Source organism: Macrococcus equipercicus (genome assembly GCF_004359525.2).
GTDB lineage: Bacteria > Bacillota > Bacilli > Staphylococcales > Staphylococcaceae > Macrococcus > Macrococcus equipercicus.
In genome coordinates this window covers 1-12,955 of sequence record NZ_SCWC02000005.1, presented here as the reverse complement: position 1 = coordinate 12,955, position 12,955 = coordinate 1, and the positions used below count along the sequence as shown (strand labels likewise).

General features: G+C 36.7%; 16 protein-coding genes. 13 read left to right on the top strand and 3 right to left on the bottom strand.

Annotated elements, in window-relative coordinates:
- Window positions 1-9: 9 nt before the first annotated feature.
- From ERX35_RS07640 to ERX35_RS07625, 5 genes are all read left to right on the top strand, one after another.
- Complete coding sequence (locus tag ERX35_RS07640; RefSeq protein ID WP_149459337.1) at window positions 10-720, top strand: transaldolase; 711 nt, start codon at window positions 10-12, stop codon at window positions 718-720.
- A gap of 164 nt (window positions 721-884) precedes the next feature.
- A complete protein-coding gene (locus ERX35_RS07635; RefSeq protein WP_149459336.1) occupies window positions 885-1,760 on the top strand; it encodes a helix-turn-helix domain-containing protein in 876 nt (291 codons plus the stop codon).
- Window positions 1,757-1,888: a hypothetical protein gene (locus ERX35_RS11655; protein WP_281290589.1), complete on the top strand. Its 132-nt coding sequence runs from the start codon at window positions 1,757-1,759 to the stop codon at window positions 1,886-1,888. The genes ERX35_RS07635 and ERX35_RS11655 overlap by 4 nt, the downstream gene beginning before the upstream one ends.
- 221 nt (window positions 1,889-2,109) lie before the next feature.
- Complete coding sequence (locus ERX35_RS07630) at window positions 2,110-2,703, top strand: glucosaminidase domain-containing protein (protein WP_149459335.1); 594 nt, start codon at window positions 2,110-2,112, stop codon at window positions 2,701-2,703.
- Complete coding sequence (locus ERX35_RS07625; RefSeq protein WP_246143143.1) at window positions 2,703-2,972, top strand: hypothetical protein; 270 nt, start codon at window positions 2,703-2,705, stop codon at window positions 2,970-2,972. The genes ERX35_RS07630 and ERX35_RS07625 overlap by 1 nt, the downstream gene beginning before the upstream one ends.
- A gap of 47 nt (window positions 2,973-3,019) precedes the next feature.
- Here ERX35_RS07625 and ERX35_RS07620 read toward each other — a convergent pair whose 3' ends face one another.
- Window positions 3,020-3,226, bottom strand: a complete 207-nt coding sequence (locus ERX35_RS07620; protein ID WP_149459333.1) for a VraH family peptide resistance protein — start codon at window positions 3,224-3,226, stop codon at window positions 3,020-3,022.
- A 224-nt stretch (window positions 3,227-3,450) separates the two neighbouring features.
- Here ERX35_RS07620 and ERX35_RS07615 point away from each other — a divergent pair, with 224 nt between their 5' ends.
- The 8 genes from ERX35_RS07615 (at window position 3,451) to ERX35_RS07580 (ending at window position 10,145) form a co-directional block, all read left to right on the top strand.
- Entirely contained in the window at window positions 3,451-5,157 is a 1,707-nt protein-coding gene (locus ERX35_RS07615) for an acyltransferase family protein (protein WP_149459332.1), read from the top strand.
- Between the two features lie 117 nt (window positions 5,158-5,274).
- Entirely contained in the window at window positions 5,275-5,487 is a 213-nt protein-coding gene (locus tag ERX35_RS07610) for a hypothetical protein (protein WP_149459331.1), read from the top strand.
- Complete coding sequence (locus ERX35_RS07605; RefSeq protein WP_149459330.1) at window positions 5,484-5,834, top strand: hypothetical protein; 351 nt, start codon at window positions 5,484-5,486, stop codon at window positions 5,832-5,834. The genes ERX35_RS07610 and ERX35_RS07605 overlap by 4 nt, the downstream gene beginning before the upstream one ends.
- Before the next feature lie 176 nt (window positions 5,835-6,010).
- Window positions 6,011-6,994: a restriction endonuclease gene (locus ERX35_RS07600; RefSeq protein ID WP_149459329.1), complete on the top strand. Its 984-nt coding sequence runs from the start codon at window positions 6,011-6,013 to the stop codon at window positions 6,992-6,994.
- 133 nt (window positions 6,995-7,127) lie between these two features.
- Complete coding sequence (locus ERX35_RS07595; RefSeq protein WP_170234577.1) at window positions 7,128-7,346, top strand: helix-turn-helix domain-containing protein; 219 nt, start codon at window positions 7,128-7,130, stop codon at window positions 7,344-7,346.
- Window positions 7,347-7,391: 45 nt separating this feature from the next.
- Window positions 7,392-8,243 (top strand): HNH endonuclease, encoded by an 852-nt coding sequence (locus ERX35_RS07590; RefSeq protein ID WP_149459327.1) that lies wholly within the window; start codon window positions 7,392-7,394, stop codon window positions 8,241-8,243.
- Between the two features lie 187 nt (window positions 8,244-8,430).
- Entirely contained in the window at window positions 8,431-8,904 is a 474-nt protein-coding gene (locus ERX35_RS07585) for a helix-turn-helix transcriptional regulator (RefSeq protein ID WP_149459326.1), read from the top strand.
- Window positions 8,901-10,145: an MvaI/BcnI family restriction endonuclease gene (locus tag ERX35_RS07580; protein WP_149459325.1), complete on the top strand. Its 1,245-nt coding sequence runs from the start codon at window positions 8,901-8,903 to the stop codon at window positions 10,143-10,145. Before ERX35_RS07585 ends, ERX35_RS07580 begins: the two co-directional genes overlap by 4 nt.
- 30 nt (window positions 10,146-10,175) lie before the next feature.
- On the opposite strand, the gene ERX35_RS07575 is transcribed toward ERX35_RS07580, so the two are convergent.
- Window positions 10,176-11,732 carry a DNA cytosine methyltransferase gene (locus ERX35_RS07575; RefSeq protein ID WP_149459324.1) on the bottom strand — a complete coding sequence of 519 codons (1,557 nt, stop codon included), beginning with the start codon at window positions 11,730-11,732 and terminating at the stop codon, window positions 10,176-10,178.
- Window positions 11,733-11,865: 133 nt separating this feature from the next.
- Window positions 11,866-12,955, bottom strand: a 1,090-nt coding sequence (locus ERX35_RS07570) for a DNA/RNA helicase domain-containing protein (RefSeq protein WP_149459323.1), incomplete at its 5' end; no start/stop codon positions are given.

The window sequence follows — 12,955 nt, the reverse complement described above, 5'->3', positions numbered from 1 at the left end:
GGAATCACAATGAAAGACTTGAAAGTACAAGTATTTGCGGACGGTGCTGACATCGAGCAGATGAAATCAGCTTACAATAACAAAGAGGTGGATGGTTTCACAACAAACCCTTCACTCATGGCGAAAGCGGGTGTGACTGATTATAAGCAGTTTGCACTGGACGCAGTAAAAGCCATTCCGGATGCATCGATTTCATTTGAAGTTTTCGCGGATGATCTTGACACAATGCGTAAAGAAGCAGAGATTTTAAAAGGATACGGCGACAATGTCTTCGTTAAAATTCCAGTCGTTAATACACACGGCGAATCAATGATCCCGCTGATCAAAGAATTATCTGCACAGGACGTTCAGTTGAACGTGACGGCAGTGTACACAATTGAACAGGTGAAAGAAATCACTGAAGCGGTAAAAGAAGGAGTGCCGACTTACGTATCTGTATTTGCGGGAAGAATCGCGGACACAGGCGTAGACCCGCTGCCGCTGATGAAAGAAGCAGAAAAAGTATGTCACTCTAAAGAAGGCGTTATGCTGTTATGGGCAAGCTGCCGTGAACTGTACAATGTCATTCAAGCGGATGAAATCGGCTGTGACATCATTACATGTCCGGGTGATGTCGTTAAGAAGATTCCGAATATCGGTCGCGACGTTAACGAATTGTCAGTTGATACAGTAAAAGGCTTCGCAAAAGATATCGAGAAAAGCGGCTTGAAAATTTTATAAGAATGACGACGATATCCTCCTTTAAAGGGAGGATATTTTTTATTTGACATTAACTGAAAAATATTTCTAAATGTGTTCATGCAATATTGCATATAATATATTTATGAGGTATATTATTTATAGCACCTTATTCAGAATATTTACGCAATGGAAGGAGGGAAGTTGTGCCGATTAGCATTGGAGATAAAGTTATTAAAAGACGAAAAGAAGTGAAAATGACTCAATCCGAGCTGGCAAAAGATATTTGCACGCAAAGTCAAGTCAGTAGAATTGAGAAAAATGAAATCATGCCGAGTTCAGAAACACTGTTTTTAATAGCGAATAAACTGAATGTAAGCATGGATTACTTTTTCGGAGTGGAGAAACTCAATAACACCATTAGAGGTAAGAAGATATGTCAGGACTACTTGGAGTCACGAGAGTTTGACACTTTAGAAGTATTTGTTGATGCACAGTTACAGACTATAATCTCCGATTATGAATATCGGTATTTTAACTGGGTGAAAGCAGTGTGTTCAGCCTACACTTCAAAGGATTTGCTTGATTCTATCCAGCGCCTTGAAGAGCTAGCCGGTAAAGATATTAATTTTAAAGATGCTGAACTGGAAGCAAGCATTTACAACTCACTTGCAATCTTCTACCGGGATATTAATGAACTGCAAAAAGCAGATAGAGCTATCGAAAAAGCGAAGTACATTATTAAAAGTAATGAACTTTATAATGAAACAGCTGTAAAAGTGTATTATCAATATGCAAGATTATTAATGATGAGCAATGATTATCATAGATGCATAGAGTTTGCACAAGAGGGTATAACTATGTGCCTGGACAATAACATTATGTATTTGTTTGATCGCTTGTTATACTTGTATTGTGGTGCCAAGCAGGACATCAATAGTATTAGTGACAGAGATAAAGATTTATTTATTCTCGGCTACGGTCTAGCAAAAATTAAGAATGAGATTGGTTTAATCGAATTATATGAACAAGAATTAACAGCATTCAAAAATTTATTACCTAAAATGGAGGAAGCAAAATGAAAAACAAATTATCTAAAGGATTAGTTGCATTATCATTATTAGCTGTATTATTCGGAGTCAACACATTTAAAGTGACTGATCAGACAAGTGTTAACTATGTTAAAGTAGATGAAGGAAACTTCCACTAAGAATTTCACTCCGAGCCCTCCAGGGTTCGGCTTTTTTATTTTGTTTTTTCTTGCAACAGATTTCTGTGAAAAGGATATCTTTCTTTTGGCGCGGCTATTTGCTAAAGTTAAGATGAAAAAAGCACCTGCAGGAGTGAGCTGCAGGTGTATAGCAAGATAGTAAAGAGGGGTATAGTTACAAATTACCCCTTTTAAAACCGGGTTAAACATGGAGGTTTATTTTGGCACAGAGACGGATGACGAACCGACAGCTTGAACTCAGGAATAAATGGATTATGACTGGCATTCTTGTATTGATCGGGGTTGCTATTTATACGATGATTAAGATGTCTACTGCGGCTTATGAAGAAAGCATGGAAGACAGGCGGATCACTGTGAATGCTACATACAAGCAGGCACGGAATCTTCAGTTGAAAGCAGGGCCTGTGATTTCTGACGGTGTCACATGGACAAGGGCAGATGCAGGTGATATCGACCGTTTCATGCAGCCGGATAAACTGTATTTCCATCCAGAGCAGCGCTATCAATTCCTGAACTTGAAGATGTCGCAGCATATTCGTGCATCGGCGCTTGATGAGCTGCTTGAAGGACAGGGCATACTGGACGGGATGGGTCATGCGTTTCATCAGGCGTCAAAGAAAGAAGATGTCAACGAGATTTATTTGATCAGCCATGCGATGCTTGAAACCGGCAAGGGCAGAAGTGAACTTGCGCGGGGAATCAAGCTGAACAAAAAAGGCGAGAGAGACGAGTCGGGCCGGGCCGGCGTTATTATAACTTCTTCGGTATCGGCGCTTATGACCAAAACCCAGTGATGGACGGTGCCCGGCTGGCGCAGCAGCGCGGCTGGGACACGCCGGAGAAGGCTGTGAGAGGAGGCGCTGAGTTTATTCACAGTGAATACTTATCACGTGACAATCAGCACACGCTGTATTCGATGCGCTTCAATCCGGTAAATCCCGGCCACCATCAATATGCCACAGACGTCATGTGGGCTTATCATAATGCCCGGCAGATGGCAGCTTACTATAAGAAGATGGGTCTGGAAGGCAGGTTCTTTACAAGATATTACTATAAAAAATAGCAGCTCCCCGGCATCACTTAACCGTGAACGCCAGGGAGCTTCTTTTATTATTTTTTAAACTGGTCTCTGTTACGTTTATACTGTGCGATGTTCTCCCGCTGATAGACATAAAGGTAAGCGGCGATTCCGAGCGGCACGCCAAGAATCGGTGTAGTGAATATACTTGCGATGACAATGAATAATAAGGCCATGCCGAGCTCTCTGTTCTCCCACTGTCTGTCCTTCAAAAAATCTACTATTGTTCTGAAATCCATATGCTCATCTCCTTATCAATTAATTAGTACAGCTTTAATTATACTCCGTCCAAGTTATGGAATCACGAATAGACACTTAATTTAAGAAAACTTTAAGCTGCTGAGTACAATAGAGGAGACCCATCAAGTTATCGGAAAATTTACTTTTATTTACTTATTGTTGATTAATTCTATGAAATATATTACATTTATATTACGTTAATATTACAAAACGAGGTAATGCCATGAAATCGAAAAACCATTTATTTTATATGCCGGGGCTCGATGGTCTGCGTGCCATTTCCGTCATTGCTATTATCATTTATCATTTAAATCCGGCGATACTGCCCGGCGGTTTTCTAGGGGTCGACACGTTCTTCATCATCTCCGGCTTCCTGATTACAACACTGCTCTTAAAAGAACATCGCGAGACCGGCACTATCCGGTTGACAACCTTCTATATGAAAAGAATACGGCGGCTGTTCCCGGCCGTGCTGCTGATGATCGTGACAGTCTTCAACTACTGTCTGTTCTTTCAGCCGGCGCTCATTGAACAGCTGAGAAAAGACATCGTCGCCGTCCTGCTCTATGTGACCAACTGGTGGTACATTTATGATACGGTCGATTACTTTCAGTCATTTAATCCGAAGCCGCTGCAGCATTTATGGTCACTTGCCATCGAAGAGCAGTTCTACTTCGTATTTCCCTGTATGCTGCTGCTCTTTCTGACATTAAATAACCGCAAGCTGACACTGTTCTATTTCGCGCTCCTTGCGGTCTGTTCAGGTCTATGGATGAACTACTTATACGAGCCGGGCATGAACACGTCACGCCTCTATTTCGGGACGGACACCCGGCTGCAGACATTAATGCTCGGGGTGCTGCTCGCGTTTATCTGGCCGGTCCACCAGTTGAAGGCGAAACCGGGGGTCATGACGAGAACAATTATGAGTATTCTAGGTTTCACGGCGCTCTTCACGCTGATGGGCGCCTTCGTAGTCGTCCGTGATTCAAGCGGCTACTTATACCAGGGCGGGTTCGGTGTACTCGGCATCATCACGCTGGTCATCATCGCCTCATGTGTCTTTCCGGGCAGCCTGCTGAATCAGCTCTTAAGCTGGAAGCTGCTGACGACTATCGGCCGCTATTCATACAGCCTGTATCTCTGGCACTACCCGGTCATCGTGCTGACACATGCACATTTCAACAAAGGTGAGCTGCCGTCATACATATATGGCATCGATATCGCGCTGACAATCGGTCTCGCCGTCCTCAGCTATCACCTGGTCGAACAGCCGTTCAGAAAAGGCGTATCGCTAAAAACAGCGCCAGTCGCACTGGCACTGGCCGCTGTGACGTTATTCACCGGCTACAAATACGTCGACTACCATGCGCCGATCCAGGAAGCACGGATGACATCGACGGCAAGCATACTGCCTGAACCGAAGCCGCTCGCTAAACTACATCCCGGTACTACAGCAGAACAGCAGCTGGCGCCGCTGTTCATCGGCGATTCGCTGCTCGTTGACATCTACTATGCGCTGAAAGAAGAATACCCGGATGCAGAGATAGACGGCAAAGTCGGCCGCAATATCTATCAGGCGATTCCGCTTGCTGCCGAGTATCAGTCGTTCAATCATCCGGCCCGCAAAGTCGTGCTGCATGTCGGTACAAACGGCGACTTCACAAAAGAACACCTGGACAAACTGCTCAGCTATTTCGACAAAGCGGATGTCTTCCTGGTGACGACGAAAGTGCCGCTGGATTATGAGGCGCATGTCAATCAGCTGATGAAAGAAGCGGCTGAAACACACCGCCATGTACACGTGATCGACTGGTACACAGCATCAGTGAACCATCCCGAATACTTCGCATCAGACGGCATCCACCTAGAGGCGCCGGGAGTGGAAGCGATGAAGAACTTGATCAAACAGGCGCTGACAGCAGAGTGACGTAAAAATATATTATAATATAACATGTAGATTTATTGTGTAAAATTTCCATAGTGGAAAAATAAATCTTTGAGGACAGCTCATAAGCTACAATAACGTCAAAAAGGGGTAGAGACCATGTTGCCTGAGCCGCTGATTGTACGTTATCTGGAGAATCATTACGCGAAGTATTTCGACAGACATGAGCCCTTAAAAATCACCCAGCTGAAAGACAAAGGTTATTACTATGAGTTCAACTTGTGGCGCGGCAAAGTCGTGACCATCGGGGAGTCAGTGACGAAAGTGGATCTGATGCTCTATCAGCGACCTATCGAGGAGGAACAGATGTGACTTATTATATTTATATCGGATCTAATCACGATATAATTAGTCCAGTGATGGAGGCATTAGCTGGGAATTACCGAGCTTATAAAGACAAAACATCACTCAACCAATTCATCTTTCAGTATGAGATGCATTATGACCCGGGTAAAACAGCATTCAGACAGCTGCTAATGGTGATACAAGAACATATGGCGGCACACCAGAACTGCACTGTGGAAATCACACATGCATTAAGCAGTAATATTGAGCCGTATTATGTTAAAGATAGAAGTATCATCAGTGTAGACCAGCTGACAGCAGAACATCTCATGCAGTTACCTGAGGAGCAGATGATAGAAGTAATCAAAGGGTAACTATATATTATATGATAAATATTGAGTGAATTGCGGATTCTTTCCAGGATGGGAAGAATCCGTTTTTTCTCAATAATAGGTTATTTTACATAAAAGTGCTTCAAATATTATATAATGCTTATGAAATATTTCTTTTAATGATAGTGGTTAACTACAAATCTAAAGGGGGATTATAAATGTATTTAATTCATCGTATTACTCATGAAGGAGACCGAGCAAGAAAGTTATTGGGAACAAAAGATGATAAAACAAGGCTGCTATCAATAGGATGGGGAACACTTACCGGGGAAGAAAAAAAGAAGCTTGCTGAAGCCGCAAAACAAGGAAGAGAAGTATATAGAATCGCAGTAAAAGAAGTTGGTAAAGAAGGATTGTCGGGCCATAGAGCTTGGTTTCTATTTAATTTCTTGTCGCTAAGAGAAGGAGATACTGTTATAGTTCCTTCACCGAACGAGGTATCTATTTACAAAGTAAAGGGAAAGCCTGTATCTCACATAGATACGTACGATTTAGGATTCGTTGTTGAAGTGGAGTCAATAGAGGAAGGTATTTCAAGAAAAGATTACATAACTGGAGAATTACATAAAAAACTTAAGTTTAAGGGCTCTAATTTAGTGCTTCATGGTGACTTGAAGGAAGATGTAGAAGAAGTTATCGATCATTATCGAAAAAAGATAAAAGTATCTAATAAAGTGCTTCAAACAAAAATTAAATTGATTGAAGTAGTACAAGATTATATCGAAAATTCATTAACGGATATTACATTTGAAAAATTAATTAAAGAATATTTCAAAAATGTCGGAGCAGATAAGGTCACTATACCGGCTAAAAATGTGAAAATGCCTAGTAACGAATTTATAGCTGATGTTGATGTTAAAGCTGTATTTGAAAAGATAAAAATTATGATCTATGTACAAGCGAAACTTCATAAGGGAATTTCAAATCTAGATGGTGTCAAACAATTAGTGGAATACCAAGTAGAAAAAGATGAGGATTCTAACAATTATCAAGTAATAAAGTGGTTAATAAACACTGGGGAAGTAATAGAAAATGCTGAAAATGAACCTTTAGATAATGGAATAAGAATTATTCAAGGAAAAGAATTTGCTGAAATGCTGGTTGAATCGGGTTTCAATTTTAATGAAGAAAGTTTTAATTAAGTTTTAGGGTTAATATTAATCCTTTATTATATCATAAATATAGAGCGAATTGCGGATTCTTTCCAAGATGGGAAGAATTCGTTTTTATTATATGTAAATTGATATCCTCACTTTAAAAAAGTGAGGTAAAATGATGGATAATGAAGAGTTAGTCACAGCTATCAAGTGGCATAGAGAAAACTTGGAGATTAAAGCTAAAGATGTCGCAGCGATGTTAGGCCATGTATCGTCGAAATATTCAAAGATAGAGAATGGTGAGCAGGTCATCACAGGAGTGGAATTAGTGAAGATTGCAGAGTTTTTCGGTATGACAGTAGATGAAATAGTTAAGATACCGGACAGAAAAAAGTGATAGCGAGAAACAAAATAAAACGATATAAGATAAGGAGGGCTTGGGTTGTTTAGAAAAATAGCAGCCACGGAACAAGAGTTTATAGCTATGAAAGCTAAGCATCAAGAATTTTTCATAGAATATCAAAAATTTGCTTCTACTTTAACTGTTAAGGCTGGTAGAGCAAAGGATGGTAAAAGTGAAAAAGCTGGCTCTTATACTAGATATTTAATAAGGATTTTTTTAATAGCTGATGATATTTCCGGCACAACTATAAATGATCCATACTCCTTTTATTCATACAAGCTCATCGAAAAATTAACTAAATTTGAGGGGTTTAGTGAATATAACGTGAAAGAAGCTAGATTTCCTAATGCTGCTATAAGATGTTATCTCTCATTTTTGACAAATTTGAAAATGTTATATGAACAGCCCATAGATGATTACATTAATGGATTAAATGAAAACATTAAAATGAATAAAGAAGAGATTTATTCTTATAAAGAAAGAAATGAAAAAGTAGAGCCACTATTAAAAGAAAATAAAGTTAATCATAATGCGAGTATGAAATATCCTAGAAGTATTATAGAAGTCAATAAAGCTAAGGAATTAGCGAACTGGACGTGTGAATATAATAGTAATCATCAAACATTTATAAGCGACTATAATAATAAACCATACATAGAAGCCCATCATCTAATACCTATGGCAGTACAGGATTTATATGATTATAGCATTGACTTTGCCCATAATATAACTTGCTTATGTCCGAATTGTCATAGGAAAATCCATTATGCAAAAAAAGAACAGAGAAAAGAAATTGTTAACACATTGTTTAAGAAAAGAAGTGTTTTTTATAAATCCTATGGAATTAATATTAACTATCACGATTTATATACCTATTATCAAATAATTTAATTTAAATGATAACTTTACAACGTTTTTGATGTATTAGGTGCCTACATTAGAATATTTTAGTTAGTTAAAAGCCGATGTCTCCTTTAAGGGTACATCGGCTTTTTTGCCTTTAAATATGTAAACTAAACCGAATTTTAAAAAGGCATAAAAGAATAAAATAACTGTAATTCAATAGGAGGAAACTTGAATGGAATTTCTTTTCTGTGAGAACGTAGGAAAAATTTTAGTTATTAAAAAAATAACTCAAAATCAATTAGCTAAAGAATCTAATTTATCAAGACAAACGATATCTAAAATCTCTAGTTGTTCACAAAACATTCAACCCAGCTTTAAATTATCAACTTGTATCTCAGTAGCTTGGGCATTAGATGTAAATTTTTCAAGTATGTTCTCAAGGTTTGATGTTGATGAAAGTTTCCTTAGAGAAAACAAGTTTATTGATGATAATTACTTAGAAATTTTTAAAAACAATTTAGAAAGCATCTCTAAAAAGAGATTTCAAAAGAGCTTGTCAGCAAGTCCAGGAGCAAGTGAATCAACTTTAAGTGAGTTATTGACCGGTAAAACAATAGATCCGACTTTAAGAACTTTAATAAAAATATCAGAGACAGTAGATCAACCATTAGAAAAACTATTTACAAGAGGAGGAATTAAGATATGATTTTTGAGCCATATACTGACGAATTGGAAATTATACAACTAATCCATAAATATAATAGCAGAGAATATGCACTTATTAGGTTAACTGACACAATGTTCAATAAAAATAATATTGATGCTAATGTTTTATTACGCGAACTACTAAAACGTTATAATGTGTTGGATTACGAAAAACTTCTAAATGGTGGCAGTAATGGTCATTCTGCTTTTGCGACTTTGATATACAATAACAATCAGCTAAATGTACGAATGAATTTTTATAAAGTAAAAGGAAAAAGAAGTGATCCTAGATTCTCCATTTACGGAATTAAAAAGCTCGTAGAGGAGGGAGTACTTGCTCGAGGAGATTTACTGTATTTTACTGTGGCTGTCATAGATGATAAACCTAAAGTGATTTTAGTAAATACATCAAGAAATACACCCAGTAAAGAACTTCTCACTTCATTTTTCGGGATAGATGATATTAAGAGTTCGGTAGATAAATTATTGCCATTAATTAAAGATATTGCTCGACAAGGATATCATCCAAACTCTAAAGGGATAGGAAAAGTAGCACCAAAGGATGTAGGAGATACATTAGAATTTTTGCTGGGAATCAAAGCGAATAATTCAAAAAAAGCTGATTTTGATGAAAAAATTGAAATTAAATCAAAACTGGGTAAAACATTAGATACTTTATTTACTTTACGTCCGAATTTTGAAGGAACTTATATAGCTAGCATTGAACCTATTGATAAATCAAGAGTTTCAGCATTTACTCGACACTATGGTTACTTCTCAGACAAACATCCCGATCATAAGAGTCTATACGTTACTATAGGGACAAAGATTTCTCCGCAGAACAGTATAGGTTTTTACTTGGAAGTTGCTGATGAAGAGAAGAGAGTTGAAATAAGGAAGAAAATAACTGATAAAGTAAGTGAAGTAGTAGCATTTTGGACATTTGAGGGTCTAGAAAAAGAATTGCATGCAAAGCACCCAGCTACTTTATGGGTCAAGGCTGATCAAAGACAAAATGGAGATATATGCGAGTTTAAATATCACTCCGTAGAGCTTACAAGGTCTCCTCAATTTGCTACTTTTCTTGCAATGATAAAAACAGGAGTTATCACCTATGATTGGAGAGGTTATACGACTCCTAAAGGTAAGTACAGTGGGAAGAATCATGGTAATGCTTGGAGAATAAAAAGTAAATCAAGGGCTTTACTTTTTGGTAGTATTGAAAAGATAGAATTAATATAAAAACTTCCCTATTGAAATTAATAGGGAAGTTCACATCATTAATGCTTTCATTACTTCATCAGCAACTGCTTTTGCAAGCAAGGGAGGGACAGCATTACCGACTTGGGTGAATTGGGGAGTTTCCAATGCTCTTTTACTACCCCCCGTTGTACGTTTGCCAAGAAACTCGAAGCTATCATCAAACGATTGTAACCTTGCCATTTCTCTTACGGTCAATATTCTGTTGAAATCTGGATGTATATAATCATCCGGCAAAGTTACCATTGTGGGTGAAATCGACTCAGGATTTAAACGACTTCTAATATTCTTTTTCGTTAATAAAGAATTTGCTATTTCATCAGTTATATTTCCATTTAATAATTCTTGATGAAGGAGCTGCTCACTATAAACAGTATTTAAGGAATCCTTAATATTGTTCCAGAAAATTAAAGTTTGCTCTATGGAAATACCGAGCTTTTTTGATAAAGTACTTAATTCTTGGTTAAATTGCTTGGTAGTAAATAAAGAGTAGCTCGAATCATATTGTCTTAACAAAGAAAGTTGCTTATTAGTTAATGTAAGCCAATTTGAAGTCAGCTCTTTAGTCGGTAAAACTTCTAATTTTTCTAACTCGTCTTTTATAGTTTGAACATTAGTAAGATTGTTCAACTGAAAAAGTGTGTCATAAAATAATCTTGGAGAAAGTTCTAATAAATTTATACCACTAGTTCTAATACGATCTAAAACTTTTATTCTATTCTCACCATATCTAAATAATGAAAATCGTTCAGTAATTAATTCGTCATGTTTAGATACTTCCATATTAGAAGGTGCTAATGATTTAATTGGTAAATTAGTTTTTCTAGAATTAGTACGTCCTTTAACACTATCAGAAGAATAATTAGTTGAATAGGCATGGTTACTATATAAATCTCCGAAAGCATCATGCACCGTTACATAGTCATTTTGAATTTTAGGATATTTTATAGGAGAAACATCATTTCTGTATGCTAAAAAAATAGCTCTGTTTCTTTGTTGAGGAACGCCATAATTCGCAGCATTTAAAATCTCAATATCAAGAACATTATAACCTAAAGAATTCAGTTCAGCTTTTAATATAGAAGGCACTAAATGCTGACCTTCATATGTCCCATCGTCAATGACGCTTGGAAAGTCTAACATAGACATATCTAGTATGCCAGTTACATTTTCCATCACGACATATTTTGGTCTTACATCTCTAATTATCCTTAAATATTCATGGAAAAGCATGTTTCGAGGATCGCTTGAGTTTCTCTTTCCAAGCCTACTAAAACCTTGGCAAGGAGGACCACCAAAAATAGCATCTATTGAACCCACTTCAAATATTGAACCGTACTTTAATCTATTGATAGAATCGAAAATTAATTCCGCAGTTAGTTCTTTTATATCAGCCAGTTCAAAATGAGTATCTATCCCATCTAGTATTCCTAATTGTGTATGTCTGTTAGTATAAGTTTGTTGTGCCATTGGACTTTTATCGCTTGAAAAGACTATATCAAAACCTGCTTGTAATATACCTTCACTAAATCCACCGGCACCACAGAATAAGTCAATTGCATAGGGCATTTTAACGCCGCCTTTCGGATTACTTATCACAGTATAGCAAATATAACAGTAAAAGTCCAGGCAGTGCTTAAAATTAGATGTTAGCCTATATTAAGTAGAAAATCTAATTAGACAAGTGATATAGCCAAGGCATCTATTGTGGATCTAAGCCCATTGCTATTCTATTTAATGATTTATATAAATCGAAATTATTAACTATTACTATTTTGAGTTGTTCTTTAGCTCTTGTCATATTTTGATATAACATTTGTCTTGGAAGATAATATGCATCCCCTCTGTAAGAAATGTTATTCACATCAAAATAAAAGCTGGAATCTAGTATAACAACTACCTTATCGAATTCCTGACCAATTACTCTATGTGAATTTAAATGATCATTGTGATAACAGTATCGATGATAAGATATATTGTCTCTGCTTCTGGTGAAAGGTATATATACCCAATCTTTTTCTTCAAGTGCCTGTATGAAATTCATGACATTTTCATCTTCGATTATATATTCGATGGTCACTTTTTTAATGACTTGTTTCCTATTTGGTTGGAAATTGAATATTTGCTTTGTGAAAATATTAATATCAGCATTAGAGCGAATTTTATCATTTAATCTCAGCTCAACTAAGTTTTCGAGGTTATTGTTTATATAAAGTTCATTTTCTCTAGCTGGATCTGAATTCGACAGAATTTGAAAATTATCAAAACTAAAAACTATTTTATAATCATATTCTAGTGAATACTCTATCAAATTTCTTAATTGATTGTTATAAAGTCTTTGAGTTTCATCAATAAATAAAACATCTAAATTGGAAAAACTCTCTTTATCCTCTATGGTATTTGGATGAGCCATACAAATATCCCAGCCATATAAACTATTTAGAGTTTCATGACCAGAATTCAAATAGCCGCAGTGTATTATTTTTATATTTTTATTCTCTGAATAAAGAGTTTTTGCTAAATCATAAATAAACAAAGACTTACCACTTCCAGCAGGGCCGCTTACAGTAAAGTATTTATGAGGTGAAGAAAGAAATAGTTTTTTTCTCTCATTTTGAATCGGAGCTAGAAAGTATTTTGAGTTCATAAATAAATCAACATCATTGAACGGTGAAACCAAGTAATTGTTTGGTTTAATAATCTGTTTTAAATTTGTTTGATAATTTTCAGAACTTAAAGCTTCTAACAGTGAAACTAACTCACCTAATTCACATTCTTCAATTTCATTACCA

What these genes read in the sequence shown, in the direction of transcription:
- ERX35_RS07640 (WP_149459337.1), top strand. Translation starts at nt 10, where the DNA reads ATGAAAGACTTGAAAGTACAAGTATTTGCGGACGGTGCTGACATCGAG.
- ERX35_RS11655 (WP_281290589.1), top strand. Translation starts at nt 1,757, where the DNA reads ATGAAAAACAAATTATCTAAAGGATTAGTTGCATTATCATTATTAGCT.
- ERX35_RS07625 (WP_246143143.1), top strand. Translation starts at nt 2,703, where the DNA reads ATGGACGGTGCCCGGCTGGCGCAGCAGCGCGGCTGGGACACGCCGGAG.
- ERX35_RS07620 (WP_149459333.1), bottom strand. Translation starts at nt 3,226, where the DNA reads ATGGATTTCAGAACAATAGTAGATTTTTTGAAGGACAGACAGTGGGAG.
- ERX35_RS07615 (WP_149459332.1), top strand. Translation starts at nt 3,451, where the DNA reads ATGAAATCGAAAAACCATTTATTTTATATGCCGGGGCTCGATGGTCTG.
- ERX35_RS07610 (WP_149459331.1), top strand. Translation starts at nt 5,275, where the DNA reads ATGTTGCCTGAGCCGCTGATTGTACGTTATCTGGAGAATCATTACGCG.
- ERX35_RS07600 (WP_149459329.1), top strand. Translation starts at nt 6,011, where the DNA reads ATGTATTTAATTCATCGTATTACTCATGAAGGAGACCGAGCAAGAAAG.
- ERX35_RS07595 (WP_170234577.1), top strand. Translation starts at nt 7,128, where the DNA reads ATGGATAATGAAGAGTTAGTCACAGCTATCAAGTGGCATAGAGAAAAC.
- ERX35_RS07585 (WP_149459326.1), top strand. Translation starts at nt 8,431, where the DNA reads ATGGAATTTCTTTTCTGTGAGAACGTAGGAAAAATTTTAGTTATTAAA.
- ERX35_RS07580 (WP_149459325.1), top strand. Translation starts at nt 8,901, where the DNA reads ATGATTTTTGAGCCATATACTGACGAATTGGAAATTATACAACTAATC.
- ERX35_RS07575 (WP_149459324.1), bottom strand. Translation starts at nt 11,732, where the DNA reads ATGCCCTATGCAATTGACTTATTCTGTGGTGCCGGTGGATTTAGTGAA.